This window comes from Desulfopila aestuarii DSM 18488, from assembly GCF_900143695.1.
In the GTDB taxonomy this organism is placed as follows: Bacteria; Desulfobacterota; Desulfobulbia; order Desulfobulbales; family Desulfocapsaceae; genus Desulfopila; species Desulfopila aestuarii.
Genome location: NZ_FRFE01000004.1, coordinates 265,790 through 289,552, shown reverse-complemented (window position 1 = coordinate 289,552; position 23,763 = coordinate 265,790). Strand labels below are relative to the sequence as shown.

At 48.7% G+C, this 23,763-nt stretch carries 16 protein-coding genes; 10 read left to right on the top strand and 6 right to left on the bottom strand.

What is annotated here, in order from left to right:
* Positions 1-26: 26 nt before the first annotated feature.
* Positions 27-485 (top strand): 23S rRNA (pseudouridine(1915)-N(3))-methyltransferase RlmH, encoded by a 459-nt coding sequence (locus BUF15_RS06265; RefSeq protein WP_073612602.1) that lies wholly within the window; start codon positions 27-29, stop codon positions 483-485.
* Here BUF15_RS06265 and BUF15_RS06260 read toward each other — a convergent pair.
* Entirely contained in the window at positions 476-1,273 is a 798-nt protein-coding gene (locus BUF15_RS06260; RefSeq protein WP_073612601.1) for a class I SAM-dependent methyltransferase, read from the bottom strand. The genes BUF15_RS06265 and BUF15_RS06260 overlap by 10 nt on opposite strands.
* Positions 1,274-1,349: 76 nt before the next feature.
* On the opposite strand from BUF15_RS06260, the gene kdsB reads away from it, so the two are divergent.
* The 3 genes from kdsB to BUF15_RS06245 all read left to right on the top strand — a co-directional run bounded on the left by kdsB (position 1,350) and on the right by BUF15_RS06245 (position 6,541).
* The gene (gene kdsB, locus BUF15_RS06255; RefSeq protein ID WP_084553568.1) at positions 1,350-2,108 is read left to right on the top strand and encodes a 3-deoxy-manno-octulosonate cytidylyltransferase; all 759 of its coding nucleotides are present in this window, start codon (positions 1,350-1,352) and stop codon (positions 2,106-2,108) included.
* An 85-nt stretch (positions 2,109-2,193) separates the two neighbouring features.
* A complete protein-coding gene (locus BUF15_RS06250; RefSeq protein WP_073612600.1) occupies positions 2,194-4,527 on the top strand; it encodes a gluconeogenesis factor YvcK family protein in 2,334 nt (777 codons plus the stop codon).
* A 19-nt stretch (positions 4,528-4,546) separates the two neighbouring features.
* Positions 4,547-6,541, top strand: a complete 1,995-nt coding sequence (locus tag BUF15_RS06245; RefSeq protein WP_073612599.1) for a response regulator — start codon at positions 4,547-4,549, stop codon at positions 6,539-6,541.
* Positions 6,542-6,567: 26 nt separating this feature from the next.
* Here BUF15_RS06245 and BUF15_RS28040 read toward each other — a convergent pair whose 3' ends face one another.
* Entirely contained in the window at positions 6,568-6,693 is a 126-nt protein-coding gene (locus BUF15_RS28040; RefSeq protein ID WP_268753162.1) for a hypothetical protein, read from the bottom strand.
* Positions 6,694-6,747: 54 nt separating this feature from the next.
* Complete coding sequence (gene hrpA, locus BUF15_RS06240) at positions 6,748-10,677, bottom strand: ATP-dependent RNA helicase HrpA (RefSeq protein ID WP_234981121.1); 3,930 nt, start codon at positions 10,675-10,677, stop codon at positions 6,748-6,750.
* A gap of 43 nt (positions 10,678-10,720) precedes the next feature.
* On the opposite strand from hrpA, the gene priA reads away from it, so the two are divergent.
* Positions 10,721-13,240, top strand: a complete 2,520-nt coding sequence (gene priA / locus BUF15_RS06235; protein ID WP_159441236.1) for a replication restart helicase PriA — start codon at positions 10,721-10,723, stop codon at positions 13,238-13,240.
* A 55-nt stretch (positions 13,241-13,295) separates the two neighbouring features.
* On the opposite strand, the gene BUF15_RS06230 is transcribed toward priA, so the two are convergent.
* Positions 13,296-14,852: a sensor domain-containing diguanylate cyclase gene (locus BUF15_RS06230; RefSeq protein WP_073612597.1), complete on the bottom strand. Its 1,557-nt coding sequence runs from the start codon at positions 14,850-14,852 to the stop codon at positions 13,296-13,298.
* A gap of 238 nt (positions 14,853-15,090) precedes the next feature.
* On the bottom strand, positions 15,091-16,140 hold the full coding sequence (locus BUF15_RS06225) for a KamA family radical SAM protein (protein ID WP_073612636.1): 1,050 nt from the start codon (positions 16,138-16,140) through the stop codon (positions 15,091-15,093).
* A 73-nt stretch (positions 16,141-16,213) separates the two neighbouring features.
* Here BUF15_RS06225 and maeA point away from each other — a divergent pair, with 73 nt between their 5' ends.
* The gene (maeA, locus tag BUF15_RS06220) at positions 16,214-17,947 is read left to right on the top strand and encodes an oxaloacetate-decarboxylating malate dehydrogenase (protein ID WP_073612596.1); all 1,734 of its coding nucleotides are present in this window, start codon (positions 16,214-16,216) and stop codon (positions 17,945-17,947) included.
* A gap of 92 nt (positions 17,948-18,039) precedes the next feature.
* Here maeA and BUF15_RS06215 read toward each other — a convergent pair whose 3' ends face one another.
* Positions 18,040-18,240 (bottom strand): cold-shock protein, encoded by a 201-nt coding sequence (locus BUF15_RS06215; protein WP_073612595.1) that lies wholly within the window; start codon positions 18,238-18,240, stop codon positions 18,040-18,042.
* A 587-nt stretch (positions 18,241-18,827) separates the two neighbouring features.
* Here BUF15_RS06215 and BUF15_RS06210 point away from each other — a divergent pair.
* From BUF15_RS06210 to BUF15_RS06195, 4 genes are all read left to right on the top strand, one after another.
* Positions 18,828-19,646, top strand: coding sequence for an alpha/beta fold hydrolase (locus BUF15_RS06210; protein WP_234981120.1), 819 nt, complete (start codon positions 18,828-18,830; stop codon positions 19,644-19,646).
* A gap of 71 nt (positions 19,647-19,717) precedes the next feature.
* Positions 19,718-21,355: a fatty acid CoA ligase family protein gene (locus BUF15_RS06205; protein WP_073612593.1), complete on the top strand. Its 1,638-nt coding sequence runs from the start codon at positions 19,718-19,720 to the stop codon at positions 21,353-21,355.
* The gene (locus BUF15_RS06200) at positions 21,352-22,359 is read left to right on the top strand and encodes an NAD-dependent epimerase/dehydratase family protein (RefSeq protein ID WP_073612592.1); all 1,008 of its coding nucleotides are present in this window, start codon (positions 21,352-21,354) and stop codon (positions 22,357-22,359) included. Before BUF15_RS06205 ends, BUF15_RS06200 begins: the two co-directional genes overlap by 4 nt.
* Positions 22,340-23,749 carry a M48 family metallopeptidase gene (locus BUF15_RS06195; protein ID WP_073612591.1) on the top strand — a complete coding sequence of 470 codons (1,410 nt, stop codon included), beginning with the start codon at positions 22,340-22,342 and terminating at the stop codon, positions 23,747-23,749. Before BUF15_RS06200 ends, BUF15_RS06195 begins: the two co-directional genes overlap by 20 nt.
* The last annotated feature ends 14 nt before the right edge of the window (positions 23,750-23,763 follow it).

The window sequence follows — 23,763 nt, the reverse complement described above, 5'->3', positions numbered from 1 at the left end:
TTCCTTTTGCCAATTTCCACTCGAATATGAAGCACGAGCTGATATTTCTCGGTAAAACAAAAGATAACTTCATCGCTCAAGGCATTGAGAATTATGCCTCTCGACTGAAGCACTATAGCCAGGTTTTGGTCAAAACCCTCAAAGAGAAAAAATCAGGAGGTCAGATCAATATCGAAGAAGAGGGCAGGCAGTTGCTCGATGCTGTACCAGGTGGCTGGCTGAAAGTCGCTCTCGATTCACGTGGCCGCCAATATACCTCTGAAGATTTTGCAGAGCTGATCAGTGGGTGGGAGCAACGGGGTGTGAAGGGAGTCTGTTATCTGATCGGTGGCCCCACAGGTCTCTCTTCTGAGGTGGTTGACGGGGCCGATGTGTGTCTGTCTCTTTCAAAAATGACCTTCACCCACGATATGGTGCGCATGCTGCTCATGGAGCAACTGTACAGGGCTTATACCATCAAGGGTGGGGAGAAGTATCATAAGTGATGGGTGAGATAGACATCAAACCTACTGTTTTTCATGGCAATATCATGACTTGGCTTTTTGCCTCCAAGATGTTCAGCACCTTTGGGACGTTTCACGACAACCCGGTTAGTCGCAATGTTCAGGGCAGCAGCAAGTAGTTCATCACTATCGAGATCATCGCCGACGATATCACGGATCATCCGCATCTCTTTTTTATTGAGCGCCGATTTGGCGGAGTGGGGATACATCGGATCAAGATAAATGGTAAAAGGCGGTGGCGCTATTGATTGAAGTGCGATGAGGGAATCGCAGGGGATAAGCTCCATTCTGGTGCCGACAATCGCCCCAATAGCGGGATCTGCCTTGGCTCTTGCCATTCCGTCGGCAAGAAGAGCTGCAATCACCTTGGAGCGCTCATGCATGAACACCTGGCACCCAAGGCAGGCGAGGACAAAACTGTCGCTTCCAAGGCCGGCGGTTGCATCAAGAATCACCGGTCTGAAACCAGAACGTATCCCTACTGCTCTTGCCAGGGGCTGTTTGATCGTGCAGTTACGGGCATGTCGATAGGCAACACTACCGCTTAGAAAATCAACGGAAATTGGATTAAAGATCGACCGACCTTCAGTATAACAAGGATTTGGTCCGAGTTCGAGGCGGTTGTCCGTGAGTGTCAGTATATATCTTGCCGAACTTTCTCCGGGAAGATAAAAGGGGAGGCCCAGGTATTTTGCCAGTTCCAGTGCTTTAACTAGAATTGTCTCCGAAAGTGAGGTACATGAAACGGAGACTGAGGGGAAGATTTCCATGCCGCGAAAGATGTATTGGTTGGAGACTTCATCTGATTAAAAAGTGTTTTCACTGCAACCATACTGTACAGGAAAAATGCAAAAAGAGAAGATCGATGTTGTCGCTATCATTCCGGCCCGTTACGAGTCGAACAGGTTTCGGGGTAAACCGTTGGCAAAAATTGCCGGAAAACCGATGATTCAGCATGTGGTTGAAAGGGCAAAAAAGGTGGGTATGCTTTCACGGGTTGTGGTCGCAACAGATGACTCACGCATTGCTGATTGTGTCGAGTCTTTTGGCGGAGAGTATGTCATTACCCGTAAAGACCACGTTTCCGGTTCTGACCGGCTGGCCGAGGCCGCTGAGCTGGTTGGTATCTCCGAGCATGACGTGGTTGTCAATATTCAAGGCGACCAGCCGCTGTTTCCGGCAGAAGTAGTTGAGCAGGTGGCGAGACCCCTGCTTGAGGATCCTGCGCTACCGATGTCGACGCTTATCTATAAGATCATCCGCAAAGAAGAAATTACTGATCCTAATCATGTCAAGACCGTTTTTGACAGGAATAATAATGCGCTCTATTTTTCGCGATCGCCAATCCCATTTCAGCGAAATCCTGAGGAGGCTGTAGCCCCGACCTATTATAAACATTTAGGTTTCTATGCCTATCGCAAAGGATTCCTGTTGACCTTTGTTGCTTTGCCTGAGGGGGAATGGGAACGCTTTGAGAAACTTGAGCAGTTGCGTGCGCTGGAATATGGGTATAAAATTAGGGTGACCTTGACCGAGCACGATTCCATCGAGGTTGATACTCCTGAGGATTTGCTGCGTGTTGAGGAATATCTCCGATCCCTGTAGATCGTTCAGAAACATATGAAGCTTGGCAGCAGGTTTTTTTTTGATTTCTCCAAGTTTAATGATAGAGCAGAGGATATTATAGCGGATGGCGTTCCAAGATGATACGGCAGGATCAAAGGATGTTGATGTCGTGACAAGAATGGAGGCACTCAGGAAACTGCAAGTGTCTCCGCTCGATTTGCTTCCACACAAAGGTTTACGGGAAAAGCTCATTGACCTCGTCCTCAACGGTGAACCCTTACACCATAGCCAGGAGGTTGCCAGACTCTTCGCCAGTCTTCTTGAAACTCTGGAGAATGATCGGGTTGATCAGGCGAGGGTGGTGGTGTTTGGGGGCGGTACCGGCTTGTCCAATATCATTGGTGGAGATTGTCGTTCTGAAGGGTGGGCAAGGGCTCCTTTTCGTGGTTTAAAAGAAATTTTTCCCCGTACCAGATCAGTTGTCTGTGTGACCGATGATGGCGGCTCCACTGGTGAGATGATGAAGGATCTCCCATTGGTGGCGATTGGGGATATACGTCATGTGCTGTTGTCTTCTATTCAGCTGGCCGTTCTCCAGCGAACATACCAGGTTTCCGTGACTCGGGCCCGGCAGATAACATCCGAACTGTCCAGGCTTTTTAACTTCAGGTTTAATGACAGCCCGGAGACTCCTGAAGACCTCATCAGCAGAACCGGGGCCAACATGGAATTGCTGCCTCGTGGATTGAGAGAGGTGTTACGGGATCTCGTCACCAGAATCTTTAATGATTCCCGTCTTGCCTGTACCTTGAAACGTTCACAATGTCTTGGCAATCTGATCGTTGCCGCAGCGATATACCGCTTTATCGATCCGGAGATTTCAACCGAAGATCTGACCTTAGCTCCTGAACTTCTCCATGATCCTATCTTTGCCGGCCTCCAGTATCTTGCGCTTGCTCTCGGTACCGGTTCACGAGCAGTGATGCCATGTACTACGACGCCCAGCCAGCTGCGGGTTGTTTATGCAAACGGGGTCATGACCACCGGTGAATCTAAATCGAGTGGATCCCGCCGTGGTGTGCCAGTTGAGTCAGCTCACGTGGATTTCTGTGGCGAACCGTTGGTGCATCCGGAAATCGTGAGCGACATTGAAGAAGCGGATATCCTCATCTTTGCCCCCGGTAGCCTGTACAGCTCCATTATCCCGGTATTTAAAGTGCCGGGTTTTGCCGATGCAGTCCGAAAAAACAGCAAGGCGTTGAAAATACTTATCTCTAACTTGTGGGTACAGGCTGGTGAGACCGACCTGAGCATGGCTGATCCCGAACGAAAATTCCGGGTTTCCGACATGATACGTGCCTACGATAGAAATATTCCCGGTGGTACTGAAGGGCTCTTTAATGAAGTGCTCTGTTTGTCATTAAAGGATGTGCCTGCCTCAGTTATTCAAAGTTATGCGGTGGAAGGTAAGATCCCCATCTATCTTGATCGTGAAGTTGTACGTGATATGGGGTTTACTCCTGTTGAATGCGGTATCTATTCGAAGCAGGCACTTGCCGAGAGGGGGGTTATACAGCACGATCCTGCAATGCTGGCGACGGCTGTGAAAGTCCTTTACAGTGGTGCAGCCTGTTTTCAGCAACCGGAGCAACAAGCGACAGATATTTCAAACACCCCACGAATCTGGTGTTCCGACTTTCCCAGTCGGGTCAATATGTTGCCTAACCTGAAGTATAAACGGATTCAGGAAAAGATATCGGTTCTGCATATTGACTGCTCAGAGCGGTGTAATGAAACCTGCTATGGCGGAATCGCTGCCATAAAAGAGATCCTTTGCGAAATAATATGGAAACACCACGATATTCCATTGCGTCATCTTGACTATATTGCCGGCGTTCGTTGCGTTGCGGTGGATCATTGGAATCGTGATCAGCAGTGGGATAATGTTTACAGCTTTTATGATCCCTCAGACAGGTTCATCAAGATCAGAAAAGATCAGTTTATCGATCGTACCAAGATAGAGGTGGCATTGCTGATTGCTCTCGGGGAATCGCTTCTAGGCGATTATGCCGCCTCAAAGGTGATGGAAGAGGTTGAGAAAGATGGGGTTGTGTTAGGTAAAGTATATCACTTGGCCATCAAGGGTGAAAAAGAGAGAAACTGCTACTTCACAACGTCTCAACTCAGTGAGTTCATGCGGTTGGCCAGAATGCATGAAGTTCAAGCCGGGCAGCATTATACCCGACTCATCAATGGTGATGAAGGATTCACACCACCTGGACTTCTTATGGGACTTACCTATACCTGGTATCTGGAGAATAGGTTGGCTACCCATATCGAATACAAGATGACAGTTATGAAAATACCTCAGACAGACCTTATTCCTGAGCAAAAGCGAATGGTTGGGCGAAGAGAGCACATCATCTCATTTTTTCGGGACGTAGTTTTTTGCGGTTGAGTAAAAGGGACAGTTAGACATGGCGGTGAAAGCACTTGTTGTTGATAATAATCCCGTACTGGTGCGGGCAATCTCCGCCTTTCTGGAGCAGGAGGGCTGCGAGGTCCGGACCGCGCCCAATGGTCTGGAGGCGCTCAACCTCTTAAAGATTTACACGCCTGATATTCTTTTTACCGATCTGGTCATGCCGCTTATCGGTGGCGAGCAACTTTGCAAGATCATTCGCAGCAGCCCAGCCTTGCAACGCATATTTCTGGTGGTTGTTTCTGGAATAGTTCTTGAGGATTTTGAAAACATTTTCGCCGAGAAATATTACGATCTGTGCATTGCAAAGGGCAGTCTCAAGGAACTTCGTGCCCATGTGCAGGATGCTCTTGTTCGGCTTGCTGAGCGTCAGATCGATAGTGAAGGCCAACCGCAGAAAGGCATTACCAGGATTCCTGATGGCTTAAAAGTGTCTTCCGTTGCTGTCGAGCTCCTCTCAGACAAGCGACATCTGCGACGTATTCTGGAAAATCTCGAAGAGGGTATCGTCGAACTCGACTCCAGCGGTGTTGTCATATCCCTTAATGCAGCGGCTCTTCGAATTCTCGAGGTACAGGAAGAACGATTGATCGGTTCTAGTTTTCATGAACTGGACTGGGGCGATCATCAAAAAGAGATCCGTGAATGGCTTGGATCGCAGCTTCCTGATGCGGTTGGGCTACCCATGGATATTCACGAGGATCGACCTATTCGTATCGGTGATAGGGCGGTTACAGCATCGTTTGTTCCTGTTCGGGAGCCTGGGGCCTCTTTTGGCTTATGCATTCTTCGTGACATTACCCGACAGTATTTAGCTGAAGAGCATGAACGGGAATTGAACGAAGCCATCAAACTTGTGACAAAGATGGAAGCAATGACCTGCATGGCAGGCGGCATTGCACATGATTTCAATAATTTGCTTACAGTTATCTGCGGCAATCTCGATATGCTGACCCATATTGAAAAAAAGGTCATGGATGGTGACCGCAAAAGCTTGCTGGAGCATGCTCGTTCAGCTGCCTATATGGCTGTCGATCTCACTCGTAAGATTTCCAACTCATCTCCGTTTGGCATAGTGAGCCGGCAAAGGTTGGTACTGGATGAAATTATCGAAAATACGGTGCGAAGATTTGAACGAGAGAAAGGCGGCAGTGTCGAACTCGAGTTTGATACCAATAGATCCATTGTCAATATCAATCCTGATCAGATAAGTGCAGCTCTTGCAAATATCCTTCAGAACGGGTTGGAGGCCGATGGGCAAAATCCTCTCAAGGTTACTCTGAAAAACGTCGATTATGCAGCACCGGTCATTCTTTCTGGTCAATATGTGCCCGCCGGTCGATATGTTTGTATTGCGGTTCATGACTCTGGTTGTGGTATAGCTGCTGAGAACCTGCTAAAGATATTTGATCCCTATTTTTCCAGCAAAGTGCGTGGATCCTCAAAAGGCATGGGGTTGGGATTGACTGTTGTCTATGCTACGTTGCGTAATCATGGTGGTTATGTTGTAGTAGATTCGGAATTGCTGAAAGGAACCACGGTCTCTTGTTACCTGCCTCGTTATGAAAAAGACGAAAGGCATGGACAGAATTGGGCTGATAAAAACCGTAACGTTGGGGTGATGCTTATCGAAAATGATCCACAGATGCAGGAGGTAGGTCGAATCATGCTCGTCCACCTCGGGTATCCAGTAACGATTGCGAACAACCTTCAGGAAGGTGTGGAAAAGCTTGCCGAGGCAACAGATTCCAAAGAAAGTGTCGTGAGAATTGTTTTAATAGACCCTTCGCAGCAGCGAAATGACGATCATCACGTTATATGCAAAGAGCTAAAAGGATCACGCAGCGACTTGAAGATTATTGTCACGAGCAGCGGTGTGTTAGATGCAGCGATGAGTGACTTTGCGAGTTTCGGCTACAGTAACGCCTTGCCAAAACCCTATAGTATGGATAGTCTCAGACATATTCTCGCAAGCGTTCTTGAAGATTAATCCTCCTTTATTCTTCTTTTAATCCATCATTTCTTGTTCATCAGCAGAAAACCCAGAAGAAAGAGCGGTAACCCTAAGAGGGTTTGATTCCTGCTTAAGAAAATAAGGCCGGCCATGCAGAGTAAGAGACCGATGGTAACTTTATTCTTCATTGGCGTTCTTCATTGGCGCGTTTTTTTCATCAATGATGACTGCGAATACGGAATTCAGCAACGGCTCAAAACCAGCTGACGCTGCTGCTGCAGTTTTATTGCGGAAACCGGCATACGGGTTTTCAATTCCGGAGAAAAGATGGAGATCCGGTATTCACCGATTAATAATTGATATTCCGCAAGCAGAGCCTTTGCCTCATCGGTCATCTGCGGTTTTCGTTTTTCCAGCTGAAGCAGGGTTTCCAGATGGGGTTGCAGAAGTTTCATTTTTTCCTGGTCCTTAGCTGGATTTGCATAAAATCTCTCCAGCCGTATGATAAGGCATTGCAGTTGTCGCAGTGCTGTTTCAAGATCGACCACTTTGGCTGAAATAAAAAAATCCCGTGAAACAATCGAGTTCAGTTGCTCCTGAAACAATGTGACCATATCAGCGGTGAAAACGAGTTTGCGGCCATCGAGTCGTTGGAAGTGGTTTAATTTTTCCTGAACTTCTTTGCGAAGTTTTAAGACTGACACTGCCTCTTCCACAATTCGACGACCTTCCTGGTAGAATCCCTTCTGCTGCATGGCGGCAACTTGTGCGAAAAACAGTTCGCGACTTGGAATGGTACCGTTTACAGCAGGAAAGAGCGCCCGAATGACGAAGGTGATCATCTGATCAACCACCTGCCTGCGCGTTAGCCCTCCTTGCAACAAGAAAAGGGCGGAAGGCCCTGATAACATTGATTCGCAATATTTTTTCAATGCCTTATAGCCATCCCCAAACTGGAGTCGGAAAAGACAGCTTGTTCCAACGATGTTATCCTGTTCTGCCTGCTTCTGGTCGCTGACAAAGGTGACCCCGACGCCTCCTTTATCCGGTTGAGCGACGAGCACCGGATAGAGAAAACCAGCCACATCCTGCTGCGGTGTTCGAATGGGAATGGGCGTCTGCAGGTCGTCGAAAGCCCATGTCCGGCTGCTAAAGTTTTCCCAGCGGGCCAGAAGAGCGCTGGTGTTGTCATCCATTATTGCGGATCGAGCTTTATTGTCGGTGATATCCTCCGAGGATTGTATCAGTTGATGGAGATCACGGCCGGCAGCGACTTCTTTTCCGCTGAGATCAAAAAGGACAAAGCGAGCCTGGAGGTGGGTTGGCAGTTCAGCAGGCCAGTCAGACCGCTGAATGTGTATCCGGAACATTTTGTGAACGGATCCAGATAAGGCGCTATAGAGTGAGCCGTTGTAAAGGTCGATATCGTCCATCAGTCTATCGACGGTGAGATTTGCAGGAACGAGATGTCGACGCAAACTCTTGGGCAATCCTTTGATCAGGAAAAGAATTTTTTGGCGAAGTAGTCCGGGAACCAGCCATTCAAAAGCAGCGGGTTGCAGAGTGGGTGCCAGTGATAGGGGAATACGAACAGTTACGCCGTCACTTTCGCTGCCAGGAGAAAAGTTATAATCGAGTTGGAACTCAAAACTGTTGATGTATAGTTGAGAAGGGAAATCTGATAGAACATTGTCATCCGGGCGGTTTCTGACAATATCCTCCTCGGACATCATCAACCTTTTATGGCCTCTTTTTTTCAGCCATTTGTTAAGGCTGGTTTTGTCACAGACCTCATCCGGCAAACGGTTTTCGTAAAAAGCAAAGAGAGTGCTGTCATCGTGAACGATGGCGGTTGTTCTAAGTCTGTCCTCTGCTTTTCTCCATGTGTCGATCAATTGCTGGTTGTGTTCGAGAAACGGGTATTGGCCGGAAAGATTACCCTCTATGAGTGCCGCCTGAATGAAAATGGTCCGGGCTTCGGCAACATTTTTAGGATCCCGTTTGGGAAAATTGACCAGCCGGCCGGTAACGATAATCAGCCCAAAAAGGGTTACCTTTTCATCCGCCACCACCTGACCCGTCTTTTTGTTCCAGCGTGGATTCGACCAGGAGTATTTCACCAGGTGGGGGGCGAGTGGTTCAAGCCAGTCAGACTCGATAGTCGCTACCGTCAGGGCGTAGAGGCGATTGGTTTCGATGAAAGAGGCGGCGATGATCCATTGACCGGCGGTGAGAAACTGGTGTGAGCCGGGAAAGATCATGAGCTCACGGTTAGCGGCGCCCTGATAGATTTTCGGTTGCTTTTTTACTGCTATGTTGCGCAAGAACCCGCACGCCAGCGATTTATGGATCTGTTCGTAAGAGCCCTGTTGACGGTTGTCGGAAAAATCTTTGCGACGTTGCAAGAGATCACTCAGCTGCTCATGAAGATCGACCCATTCTCGCATACGTTGGAACGACAGGAAGTGGGTAGTGCAGTATTTTTTAAGCCGTGACCAGGAACGGCCGAGTTCCTGATCCTCCTGGAAATGATTCCAGATATTTAACAGCGTCATGAAATCGGAATGCTTATGAGCAAACTGCCGGTGGGCGGCATCCGCTTCGTTTTCTTTTTCAGCTGGTCGAATGCGGGGGTCCTGGATAGCCAGTGCTGAAGCGATTATCTTGACTTCGTGCAGACAGTCCTCGTTTTTTGCTTCAAGAAGGATTCTGGAAATACAGGGATCGACCGGTAGCTCAGACATGAACCGGCCGGCAGGTGTGAGTGTGTTGTCTGGAGAGATGGCACCCAGCTCCTGCAATAGTTTATAGCCGTCACGGATTGCATTTTTATGTGGCGGATCAATGAATGGAAATTGGTCCGGCCGACCCAACTGCAGCGAGACCATCTGCAAGATGACTTCGGCAAGGTTGGCCCTTGTGATTTCGGGGGCTGTGAATTCGTCGCGATTATTGTAGTCCTCTTCTGAGTAGAGTCGAACACAAATACCGGGCCCTATCCGACCGCAGCGGCCTTTCCGCTGGTCGCAGCTTGCTTTCGAGATACGGTGAATCGGCAGGCTGGTGGTTTTTGCCCTGGCATTGTAAAAGGACATCCGGGCCAAACCGCTGTCCACAACATAACGGATGCCTGGTACGGTGATCGAGGTCTCGGCGACGTTGGTGGCGATAACGATCTTGGTTGCACTATAGCTTTGGAAGATGCGGCGCTGATCGGCTGATTGCAGGCGCCCGAACATCGGCAGTACCACAGCGTCCTGGGCTTTTTTTGCTACCAGAGCGCAGCAGGCGCGAATATCTTTTTCCGTTGGCAGAAAGGCCAGAATGTCGCCAGGTGGTTGGCTGGAATAAATAGAGACGATCGCCTCTGCACAGCGTTCCACATAGCTGTCGTCTTCACCTTCGTTATCTGTTTCGGGCGGTTGATAACGGACGGTGACGGGATAGGTTCGGCCTGAGACCTGCACAACCGGTGCGTCATTAAAGTGTTTGGAAAAAGCCGCTGTATCAATGGTGGCCGAAGTGACTATCAGTTTAAGATCAGGGCGCCGGGGGAGTATTTTTTTCAGATAGCCGAGGAGAAAGTCGATATTGAGGCTTCGTTCGTGGGCCTCGTCGAGCACAATAACCTTATAGCGTTTGAGCAGAGGGTCGTTGCGGGTCTCTGCCAGCAGCACGCCGTCGGTCATGAACTTGATTCGTGTTATATCGCTGGTATAGTCGTGAAAACGGATTTTATAGCCGACGATATTGCCAAATTTCCCAAGTTCTTCACTGACCCGGCTCGAGACCGACGATGCAGCAATCCGGCGTGGCTGGGTGCAGCCGATGAGAAGCTCAGAATCAGGATAAAGTTCAAGGCAGATTTTCGGTATCTGGGTGGTTTTTCCGGAGCCGGTGTCGCCGGCAACGATTACCACCGGATTATTGGCAATAGCTTCGCGTATTGCCTCCTTGCGGGCAACAACAGGCAGCTCCTGAGGGAAATGAATACGCATTAATAGGATGACTGAGAAAGGTGAAGTATGGTAATTCTGTGTTGCAAAAAAGAAACTCTTTACCACAGGTAAAAGCTTTTCGTTAGCAAAAAGTCTCACGGTGGCTTCCACTAGTTGTACCCAGAACCACCCTTTTCCGTCAATAGATGCGGCCATGTGATTCGGACGTATCACCTGTTGATTCACCTGTTTTTCATCTTTTGTTATTATGATGCTGTTGGAAATAGCTGTCGCGGCGCCGATTGACCAGACTCTCACCTATCGTTTGCCCGTTAAAATATCTGCAAACCCTGATGGCGACGGAACCATTTCGCTTATTGGCAGGCGGGTTCTGGTTCCACTTGGGGGACGAAAAGTCACGGGGTATGTGCTGGCTGAGGATGTTGTGGCATCAGGGGAATTTAAAATCAGAGATATTGCTGAAGTCCTGGATGTGAAACCGGTCTTTCCTTGTAGTCTTATTGCTCTCTTTCGCTGGATTTCAAACTATTACCATTACCCGATCGGAGAGGTGATCCGAGCTGCTTTGCCGGCGGGGATGTCGCCACGAAGTGTACGCTGCCTTGAGCTGGTCGACAGCGCAAGAGAAGATGAGCGTTTTCTTTCTCTTCCTGATGAGAAATGGCGGATTACATTGCAGGAAAAGGGCAGTCTTTCTGCTGCAGCTACCAAGGAGCTGCTGGCTAGCAAGGTGTGGAAGAAGACAATCCAGCAGTTTATCAAACTTGGCGTACTCCGGCTTTGTGAATCGGTCACCAGTGATGGGGTAAAGGAGAAAATGGAGGTATGTTACCGCCTGCAGCATTGGTTGCCTCAACCCTCTGTTGATCTACCTGACGAGTCAGAAATATTTCAGCATTACCGCAGGCAACTCGATGCAGAACTGGGGCTTGAACTCAAGCTTTCAGAAGCCAAGACCTTGTATTATATGAAGGGTTTGGAGGAGAAATCAGTTGATGGTACTTCACCTCGAAAAGAGTTGTTGGAACTCTACGCCGGTGCAGCCAAAGGCATTTGCGATCTTAAAGAAAAAAGGTTGGTCACAGAGCAGAAGAAAAGGGTATTTCGCAGCCCTCTGGGTGAAAGATTGGAATTCTTTCCTGCACCCACGGAACTGACCGATGAGCAGAACGTTGCATTAGCTGAAATTGTTCCGGCAATCGAACAGGGGGGATATACCCCTTTTCTGTTACATGGTGTTACCGGCTCAGGGAAAACTGAGGTGTATTTGCAGGCCACTGCCGCTGCCCTGAGACAAGGGAAAAGCGTGCTGGTGATAGTTCCGGAGATTGCCTTAGCCACCCAGCTGGAGGCCCATTTTGTTTCGCGCTTTGGAGAGCAGGTGGTGCTGCTCCATTCTGGACTTAGTGCTTCTGAGCGGTTCGATCAATGGTCTCTGGCAATGTCCGGTGAGGCGAAAATTGTGATCGGGGCGAGGTCGGCAATATTCGCGCCGCTGAACGATTTGGGCCTTATTGTCGTTGATGAGGAGCACGATGCCGGTCTCAAGCAGGATGACAGTTTACGGTATAATGGCAGGGACCTTGCGGTTGTAAGGGCCAAACAGCAGGGGATTGTTGTGCTTCTTGCTTCGGCGACACCATCGGTGGTGAGCTATCACAATGCGTTGTGTGGCAAATACCGTCTTCTGACAATGGATAACAGGGTAGGTAATCGTTCGCTTCCGAAAGTTACGTTGATTGATCTGCGTAAGCAACAGTCGAGCGGCAAGAGGAGTCTATTTCGGCCGCAGCTGCGAAAAGCATTGGAAGAGAACTTTATAGCAGGTCGCCAGAGTGTCATTCTTATCAATAGGCGTGGTTTTTCAAGTAATGTACTTTGTCAGGAGTGCGGCACCCCGGTACAGTGTCGCGATTGTCATGTGACCCTCACTCTCCATCGATCAACGCAACAGCTGTTGTGTCATTACTGCGGCTATAGTGTACATGAGAAGACCGTCTGCGAGAGTTGCGGATCGATGCAACTCGTGCCGGTTGGATTCGGTACCGAAAGGGTTGAGACGGAATTGCAGGAAATGCTTCCCTTAGCAAGAGTCGCCAGGCTTGATACGGATACCGCGAAAGACAGAAAAGCATTTCTGCAGACATTAAAGCTCATGCGTGGCGGAGAGATCGATATTCTGGTTGGCACCCAGATGGTTGCTAAAGGCCACCATTTTCCTGGCGTGACCCTGGTTGGAGTGGTCTGGGCTGATGGTGGTCTGGCGATCCCTGATTATCGGGCAGCCGAAAAAACCTTTCAGCTTATCACACAGGTAACAGGGCGGGCAGGCAGGGGGGATTCGCCAGGTGAAGTCTATATCCAGACCATGCGTCCCGAACATTATGCCATTAGCCTCGCTCGTACCCACAGCTATCGTCATTTGGTGGAAAAGGAACTCGAACTGCGAAAGAATCCTGCATTTCCGCCTTTTGTGCGGTTGGTGGCAATTCATATTCAGGGCGAATCCGAGCAGGACGTTGAACGTAGCGCGAGTCGAATTGCCGCAGCCTGCAGAGCCGCCGTCAAAGAAAAAAAGAGTTTTGTGGAAATACTGGGACCCGCACCATCACCCATCGACCGGGTGAAAAAGAACTATCGCTGGCAGGTGATGATAAAAGCGGCGTCCATTGAGATTCTCGACGCGCTGTGTAGCTATGTACGGCAGAATCAACAGGAGCTTGTGAGTGGTCGGTGCAAGGTTATGCTGGATAAAGACCCGGAAAATATGATGTAGATAACCGGCACCTCTTAATGATGAAAGAGGTGCCGATGAAAGATGTTGCGGTGATCTATTTTGAAAAAGAATACCACTTCTTTTTTGGGGCATAGATAGAAACCCGGTTACGTCCCTTGTCCTTGGCGTCATATAAGGCTTCGTCAGCATTATTGATAAAGAGTGATTTCGTAAAATCATCAACAATGCCTGGGGCGCAGGAGGCAACACCGAAGCTTGCTGTTACCTTGTAGGTTTCACGGGAATCTTTGTAGGTCTGCTCCTCAACAGCTCTTCGCAGTTTTTCTGCTACGACCATGGCCTCTTCATCTGTTGTTTCCGGCAGAATAACAACGAATTCCTCACCTCCATAGCGCGCCAGGGTGTCATAGTTCCTGAGATGCTTTTTGAGCGTTTCGGCAAAGGCCTTTAAGACAAAATCGCCGGTCTGATGACCGTACGTATCGTTGAAGACCTTGAAATTATCAATATCAACAAGAATAAGAGATAACATCGACTCGCGGCGAATGGCGCGGCTCACCTCTTGCTCCAGGGTGTTCTGGAAAAAACGGTGATTATAAACCCCGGTCAGGCCATCGAGATTGGCAAGATTGTCGAGGACCTTGTTTTTTTCTTCCAGCTCGGCAGTCAGTTTCTCGAGGGCGATCTTGGCCTGGATCAGCTGTTTATTCATCTGGGCATAATCGAGATTCATGAGGCTTAAGCGGATGTTGGCCTCCTGGAGGATTTCCTGGACAGATTTGGTATTTTTGATTTTCAGGTCAAAATAGTCACCAGCCTGCTCAACCTGGAGGTGGAGGTCGGAAAGGATTGCCTCGATATCTTCGTTGGAGAGTTGCAGGAGTTGTTTCGCTCCTTCCCTGAATTTTTCATGAAATTCTTCCGGATTGTCGGCAAAGAGGATATTCGTGAGAAGATCGGAAAGATAAACAGCATGTATGGTCTGGCGTAATTTCTTGTTGTTTCCTGTGTACTCTTCAGGGGCATGATGGTGCAGTATCGGCAGGAGCAGCATCTCCGGAAACCCCCAGTGTTTGGCCACGTGATAACCAACATCGGCATGCTGGATACCGATAAGTTCCAGCTCTACCGTGGCGGGGTCTTTTTTCTGCTCTTCAACGATGCGTACAACCTCGTCATACGTCTCCGGCATCGTTCGGGCAAAGATCAACTCGCCAAGATTCTGTAAAAGGCCACAGATAAATATCTCTTCAGTGTCAGCATCTTTGACTTTTTCGAGAATCAGTTTGGAGGCAACTCCAGAGGCAAGAGAGCGTTCCCAAAAGCGTTCAAAATTAAACGTGGTCTTTTGTTTGCCGCGCTTCATGGTCAAAAAAGAAAAAGAGAGAACCAAACTGCGCACGGCGTTGGTGCCGAGTATGGAAACAGCCTGTTTGATGGAGCCGATCTGTTGTGGGAAACTGTAAAAGGCAGAGTTTGCCACTTTGAGGATCTTGGCGGATAGGGAAACATCCTGGCTGACCAGTGCTGCAATATCCGCAAGTGTCGTATCTTCTCGAGCAGTCATGGTGATGAGCTTGGAAGCGACATTCGGCAGGGTGGGCAGATCCGTAGAGTCAATGACTTTCTTCAGAATTTCTTCTTTTTTCATATGAGTTGAATAGGCTGAGGTGGCAAACTGAAGACGCGATGAGTGATCAATGTGAGATGATTATAGCGTGAAGGATGGTGCTGAGGCAAGTTGAAGTGCAAAAAGGCTAAAAAAGCCTGGGAGGTAGATTGCCATTTCGCTGATATCTATGGAGACAGGTTGACTGTTTGATCCACCGGCTAAAGCACAATTTCGCAAATTGAGCAGCAGTTGGCAGCTATTTGGTGACCATCCCGAGCTAGATAGGGTCTCCAGCTTCGGGATAGGTGCAGATCTCGCCTAGATAGTTTGTAAATTCGAGTTTTTCCCCCTGCTGAATGATGTATTGCGGCGTGAGGGGGATTTTCCCTTTGCCGTTCGGAGCGTCAAGGGCAAGCGTCGGCAGGGCCATGCCGGAGATGTGGCCGAGAAGCCCTCGCATAAGGTTGATACCGACCGAACTGTGGGTGCGGAGGTGGTCGGTTCCTCTAGTGAGGTCTGCCTGGAAGAGATAATACGGTTTGACGCGCATTCGCAAAAGTCCGGTGAATAGCTCTTTCAGGATTTCGAGAGAATCGTTGACCCCTTTTAGGAGAACGGTCTGGCAGCCGAGCGGAATGCCACCATCAGCAAGTAGAGAGCAGGCACGGTGTGCTTCTTCGGTCAACTCAAGGGGATGGTTGAAATGGGTGTTGATATAGAGTGGGTGGTGTTGCCGCAGAATTCCTACGAGGCGTGGTGTAATACGCATTGGCAGGGTGCAGGGAACGCGACTGCCGATCCGGATTACTTCAATACTAGGGATACTTCGTAGCTCAGCGAGAATGTCTCCGATCATTTCATCTGGAAGCAGCAGTGGGTCGCCACCGGAGATCAGCACTTCACGTACCTGCGGGTTATTGCGCAGGTAGTCATAGGCTTTACGAAGTGATTTAGGAGATATAGTCATTCGCTCCGTGCCAACCATTCGTTTTCTCGTACAGAAACGACAATACATTGCGCACTGACCGTTGACCAGCAGCAGCACCCGATCAGGATATTTATGTACCAGATGGGGGGCGGCGCTCAATTTTTCCTCGCCTAGCGGGTCGGACTGGCAAACTGTATCGCATAATTCATCAGGATCGGCAACCGCCTGTCGCCAGAGAGGATCACCTGGTTTTTTGATCAGTCCGAGATAATAGGGGTTGATGCGTAGCGGATAGGTAGAAATAACATCATGAATTGCGGGATTATCGCAACCAAGATGTTTCTTCAAATCGTCATAAGTGGTAATACTGTCTCTCAGTATGTTCTGCCATGTTTCCATGGCCGGCATTATGGGGTAAAGCGGTGGTCTTGTCAATCTGTCTATTTGGTGATGAAGGAGTCTGTTAATAATCATGTCGAAAATACAGTACAAGTTCAAATATGATGAGTACGGGAACACGCGGGAGATCATCGTTTACGGTAGCGGCAGCGCCGCAACTTCTATCAGCTTCGTCAACAAAGGGACTGCTTTCAACGAAGATGAAAGGAGCAAGCTGGGCCTGCAGGGATCGTTGCCTCCCGGTATTAGAAATATAGATGATCAGATCGAAAATACCCGGCGTATCGTCGATGAGAAGATCGAAGATATTGAACGGTTCATCTTTGTAAGAGCGCTTTTCGATCGGAACGTGACCCTGGCCCATGCTGTGATACGAAGTGATCTCCAGAAATACATGGGGATCGTTTACACCCCGACTATTGGCCTTGCGGTACGAAAGTTTTCCGCGCTCTATCGGCAAGCCAACGGCCTCCATTTTTATCCCGGCAATATCGACATGGCGGAAGATATCCTGCGCCGATATATGCACCGCGATATCCGGGTGGCTGTTGTGACGGACAATCAGGGTATTCCCGGCATGGGTGACCAGGGGGCGGGCGGTATCGCCGTCTGTCTCGGCAAGTTGATGCTTTATACCCAGGGTGGAGGGATTGCGCCGTGGCACTGTCTGCCGATATCGCTTGATGTTGGTACCGACAACGAGGAGCTGCTCAGCGACAAGAAATATCTTGGCTGGCGGAATCATCGTTTAAAAGGTGAAGAGTATCTTTCGTTTGTCGGACGATTCGTTCGAGCCTTCAGAAATGTTTTTCCCGATGCGATCTGTCAGTGGGAAAATCTCAATCGCCATAACGCTTTTGGTATTCGCGATGCGTTCGCTGATGAGATCATAACCTTCAGCGATGATATCCAGGGGACCGGTGCTGTGACACTGGCTGCAATTTTTTCTGCTATGCGTGCCAAAAACGAATCAATTACCGCGCAGAAATTTGTGATATTTGGAGATGATAGCGGTAGTGTTGGCATTTGCGAACAGTTGGAACTGGCTTTAAAGGAAGAAGGTCTCAGTGAGCAGGCTGCTCGCGATATGATTTTTCTTGCCGACCGGGACGGTGTCATTACTACCAAAAGAGCTGGAGAGTATTACCTGAAACGGTACGCCAAAGACCCGAAACGGTTCAAGTGGCTTAAAGATGTCGGTTCTTCCGTTGCAGCAACGATAAAGCAGTGCGCTGCCACTGTTTATATCAGCACTTCGTCGACTGACGGCTGCATCGATCAGGGGGTGGTGCAGGCACTGCAGAATAACACTGAGCGGCCGGTTATAGTGCCGCTCTACAGCCCGGTGGAAATGACGGAACAATGCGTACGCAATATCTATGAATGGACAAACGGCAAGGCCCTTGTCGTCAGTGGTATCCCGCTGAACGACTTTGAATTTCAGGGTAGATCGTGCACAATCAGCCAGGGAAATAACGTTTTGATTTTTCCAGGAGTTGGATTGGGAGTTCTGGCTTCTGGGGCGCGCGAGGTGTTGCCGGAATTTTTCAATGCTGCTGCCCGGGCAGTATCCAGTCATGTTTCAAGAACGGAATTGGATCAGGGGCAACTGCTGCCTGGTGTGGGGGAGCTTGAGAAGGTCAGCAATAAAGTTGCACTGGCGGTGGCGATGTGTGCCGTAAAGTTGGGGGTGAGTCGACCCTGCGTGTTCTCTAACTTTCAGCATCAGTCTGAAGAGTCGAGGATGTGGGAGCTGATAACAAGGATGCGCTGGAATCCGCAGTATCTGCCGATCGTTCCTATGTAAGTGAACTCCTTTTCGGAGACGACCAAATCCCAGAAATACGAAAAGCCCTGCTTTTGGCAGGGCTTTCCTTGTAGCAATATCTCAAATAGGCATTACGCCTTGATCACATTGTCGGCAGCAGGTCCTTTGGGGCCGTCGATAATTTCAAAACTAACTCGAGCACCCTCCTCGAGGGACTTGAATCCTTCCGACTTGATGGCAGAATAATGTACGAATACATCCGGTCCACCGTCCTGCTCGATGAAACCGAAACCTTTAGCATCATTAAACCACTTTACTGTACCTTCAGCCATTGTAACTACTCCTTTTGAACTCAGGGCCCTTTGGAACCGAATAATAATTTCCCAGCACAACACGCTGGCCATCTTTTTGCCATAGAATCTGAAAGGTATTCTAGGAGTAATGGTACATCCTGTAGACCAATGCCATGTTGGGCATTTCCCCTCTCCTAAATTATAGCAATAATGGCCGTTTAGCATATAAATGACTTTATGGCAACATTTTTGTTGGTGAAAATGGCAATTTTGTCAAAATGTTAGGTTTGAATAGTGGTTATCATTTTTATCGCAGTAATCGTAACGTATTTCTCGTATGGTTCGATTGCATGATGGAGTGCTATATTTCCGAGTATCATTATGTAGTGATGCCATTAATGGCATTTAAGAAGACATGGAAAAACCACGTGAAACAAAAGAAGCGCCCGGTAAAATGGTTGACACCTGTCCGCCCCTCCGTTACCCTTTGACTCTTCAACAGGTCATAGCCGGAACCTCCCGGTATTGCTGCGATCCCTGTTCTTACTCAATTCTTTAGGAACATCATTTACGTGTATCCCGAATATTCATTTTCTTCGAATTTTTTCCAGCTCGGCAAGCACAGGTTGCATTACATCGATGTGGGCGTAGGCCCAGTTGTTGTAATGGTGCACGGTAATCCGACCTGGTCCTATTATTATAGGAACCTCATTCGAAAACTATCAACAGATCATCGAGTCATCGCCGTAGATCATATAGGATGTGGTCTCTCCGATAAGCCCCAAAACTATTCTTATACGTTGAAACAGCATACCGATAATCTCGAAACACTGCTCAGTGGGCTCGATATCATCAGCTTCTCACTTATTGTACATGACTGGGGTGGGGCCATAGGCATGGGATTGGCTACCAGGTATCCTGAAAGGATTGAGAAAATCGTTGTCCTTAATACGGCAGCTTTTCGCTCAAAACGGATACCACTAAGAATCCGTATCTGTCGCTGGCCGTTTATCGGCCCGTTTATTGTTCGAGCGTTTAATGCATTTGCCTGGCCTGCAACGTTTATGGCCGTCAGCAAACCGATGGCAAAAGAAATTGCGGCTGCCTATGTCGCGCCGTACAACAGCTGGAAAAATCGTATTGCTATCGCTGCATTTGTCCAGGATATCCCCTTGGAAACAGAACATGTGAGCTACGAGGAGCTGACCACCACTGAAAATGGACTTGCCACCCTGAGGGACGCCAAAATTCCGATACTTATTCTTTGGGGTGGAAAAGATTTCTGTTTTAACAGAGTATTCTATGACGAATGGCGTAGTCGCTTTCCGAATGCAGAACACCATTATTTTTCTGACTCAGGACACTACATTCTTGAAGATGAGCCGGCAGAGACCGGTAAAAGAATTGCTGCTTTTTTGCAAACTGAGCAGTCAAATAAAGAGTAATCTGATGTTTCTGATGTTTTCCACCTACGACGTATCCTCCTTTTACAGCTCCAGGCGTGGAGAATAGCAGGATGGTGAAAAATATAGCGCAAACATTCAACCGGGTAGCTGGTCTTCAAGGTGATAAAACTGCCGTAATTGAGGCAAAAACCGGAAAATCAGTCACATTTGCCGAATTGAACAGCCGATCGGATGGATACGCTGCGATGCTGAAGGGACGTGGTGTAAAGCCCGGCGATAAGGTAATGCTGATGGTCACTCCCTCGGCTGACTTTATCTGTTTGACTTTTGCACTGTTTAAAGTTGGTGTGACCATTATCCTTATCGATCCGGGGATGGGATATAAAAACTTGCTACGTTGCATTGAAGGTGTGGCGCCAACAGTATTTATAGGTATACCCAAAGCCCGAATTTTTGCCGCCATCTTTCGTCGTACTTTTCAAAGTATAAGAATCTGGTTCTGCTGCGGAAATACATTTGGCCTTTTCGGTCCCGATATTCGCAAAGTGATCGATAATAATCCGTCATCATTTCCTGTCTATTCACCAGGCGATGATGATCTTGCTGCCATCATCTTTACCACCGGTTCAACGGGGCCGCCTAAAGGAGTTCGTTATGAACATTCAATTTTTGCCGCCCAACTCGAACGAATCCGCGATTTTTATGGGATCGATCACGAACACATCGATCAGCCGGCCTTTCCGCTTTTTGCCCTTTTTTCCGCCTCACTTGGAGCTTGCTCCGTGATTCCAGACATGGATCCGACCCGACCGGCCAAGGTCGATCCGCAGAAATTTATCAATTCTATTGAGAAATATAGGGTCACCTATTCGTTTGGATCGCCGGCAATCTGGAATGTGGTTAGCAGATATTGCATTAAGGAAAATATCAAACTGCAGTCTTTGAGTAAGGTACTCATGGCCGGAGCGCCGGTACCGGGTGAGCTGCTCGAACGGGTACGATCAATTCTGCCAGATGATGCACAGATATTTACACCCTATGGGGCAACGGAAAGCTTACCAATTGTCTCAATGGAAGCGACGGAAATTCTCAATGCAACCTGGGCAGAGACACGTCAGGGTAAAGGCGTGTGTGTCGGTCGACCTCTTCCGGGTATCGATATCTGCATCATGACTATAGATGAGGGACCTGTCGCTGTCTTGAATGCGGACTCGCTTTTACCTGTTGGGGAAATAGGTGAAATACTTGTTCGAGGTGATGTCGTTACCCGGGCTTATGAGAACAACGAAAAAGAGACGAAGCATGCAAAGGTCTTTGATCCGGATGGGAAATCTTTCTGGCACCGCATGGGGGATACCGGCTTTCTTGACCAGGAAGGACGGCTCTGGTTCTGCGGGCGCAAGGCGCATCGTGTCGTCACGTCGCACGGTACCTTATACACCATTTGTTGCGAGGCTATTGTCAATGAGCACCCGCAGGTGTATCGTTCAGCACTGGTGGGCATTCAGAACTCCGGGAGCAAGGATTTATCCCCGGTGCTTATTGTCGAACCTGTAAAAGAATATCGCGGATCCCAGGGGGAATTGCTGGCAGAGGTTGCATCGCTCACAGCTGCTAGCCCGGTTACAGCTGAGATTACCACCTTTCTTGTGCATCCAGACTTCCCTGTGGACATACGACATAACGCCAAAATATTCAGAGAAAAGCTGGCTATCTGGGCAGCTGAACAGTTGCGGAAGACAACATGAAAAAGATAGTGGTGACCGGAGGCGGTGGCTTTGTTGGCCAGGCCATCGTACGGATGGCCCTTATTCGCGGACTTGACTGCACTGTCATTGGGAGAAATCATTACCCGGCAATCGAGGCTCTTGGAGCTCGCTGCCTTGCTGGCGATATTCGTGATGCAAAATTTGTGGCTGAGGGAGTGCGAGGGGCCGATACTGTTTTTCATGTAGCCGCCCTTGCAGGTATCTGGGGCCCGTGGGCAAGCTATCAAACTATAAATGTATTTGGTACCGAGAATGTGATTGGGGCCTGTAGAGCGAGCGGTGTCGCCCATCTTGTCTATACTTCAACCCCTTCCGTTGTTTTTGACCGCGACCATATTACAGGAGGAGATGAAAGCTTACCTTATCCTCGACAATTTCTCTGCAATTATGCAAAAAGCAAGGTGATTGCCGAGAAAATGGTGCTTTCAGCCAATAGTGAAAGTCTTGCAACCTGCGCCATTCGGCCCCATCTTGTTTGGGGACCTGAGGATCCGCATCTGGTGCCGAGACTGCTTATGAAAGGAAAAAAGAGGGAGTTAAAAAGGGTAGGTAACGGCGATAACCTGGTGGACATCTCCTATGTCGATAATGTGGCTCATGCACACCTGCTTGCTGCTAACAACCTTGCTGGTTCAAGATCAGCAGCTGGTAAAGCCTATTTTGTCAGTCAGTGTCAACCAGTCAACCTCTGGGACTGGATTAACGAACTCTTTGAGCGGGTTGGTATTGAGCCGGTAACCGCTGCTGTTCCGTTTCCAGTTGCCTATGCGGCCGGGGCCGCATTAGAGCTGCTGCACACCTTCTTCAGGAAAGAAAATGAGCCGCGTATGACCCGATTCCTTTCTGAGCAGTTGGCAAAATCGCACTATTTTTCCTGCGGAGCCATTGAACGGGATCTTGGCTATTCCCCCATAGTGTCGACAGATTCCGGAATGGAAAAACTTGTCGAGTGGATAAAGTGTCATGAAAAAATTCTTCTATAAAGTAGTTGTAATCGTTGTCACTGCATTGTTTTTCAATATATCCTGCCTGCAGTCGGTAAATTCTTTCACGATAACCGAAGAGCGTGAAATCGGAGAAAAGCTTCTCTACTCAGTCAGAAGGGCTTTTCCCCTGATGGATGACCCGGACCTTGTTCAGTACTTGAGTGGACTGGGGAAAGATGTACTGGGTGTTTCTGGATTGCAATACTTTGATTATCGTTTCTATATCATAAAAGATAAAGAATTCAACGCGTTTGCCGCCCCATCAGGCATGGTGTTCTTTTATTCAGGGCTGATTGGTTCCATGATGAAAGAGGATGAGCTGGTTTCAGTCCTTGCCCATGAAATTGGCCATGTCGTTAAACGTCATCTTGCAGGCCGGTTAGAAAAAGGGATGGTGATCAATGTTGCCTCAATTGCAGTGGCCCTTGCATCGCTTGCTCTTGGCGGTGGTGCCGCGACCCAAGCTCTTATGACCGGATCCCTGGCCGCTGGACAGTCCGCAAATTTACACTTTAGCAGGAAGGATGAGGAAGAGGCGGATCTATTGGCATACGGTTGGATGAAGGAACTGCAACGTAATCCCGAAGGGCAGAAGACCATGCTGGATACCATGCGGAGAGTAAGCAGATACCGGAGCGAGAAGCTACCGCAGTATCTACTCACCCATCCTAATCCTGAAGATCGACTCAATTATGTCGAAGCGTTGATTGAAATCGATAAGGAGAAACTTGCTGTTCTTCAAGAGAAAGACGAGTTTGAGTTTCTGCGGTTCAAATACCGGATCATGGCACAGTCTACCGATGCCTTTTCGTTACGGGAGTACCTGAGCAGCGTGATGGGTGATGCCCGCTCGGCACCTCTGACCAAAACCATGGCACGCTACGGGCTTTCTCAGTTGGAAATGACGCTCAAGAACTATAAGGCTGCAACTGAGTATCTCAATCAGGTGATCGCGGATCTGCCAGACAAGAAGATTCTGCTCACAGATAAAGGGGTGTTGCTCTATCTAGAAGGTAGCTACGAGGATGCAAAAAATACCCTTGAGCTCGTAGGGCGTCAAAATCCAAAGGATATGTATGCCGCATTTTATCTTGCAAAAACATACCTCGTGATAGGTGACATGGCTCAGGCGCAGTCGCTTTTCTCGACTGTATCCTATAACATGCCGGAATATTCGAAGGTCTATTTCGAACTGGGGCAGATTGCCGCCAAGAAAGGTGATCGTGTGACTGCAGCGCTATTTCTCGGAAAATATTATCTTTATGAGGGTAAGCTTGATTCAGCCCGATTCAGTCTGGAGAGCGTGGTGCGTGATAAGAAAGCGAATGCCAAGCAACAGGAGGAGGCAAAGCTGTTACTGGACACAATCGACAGGTTGGAAGATTAAACCAGATGTTCGAT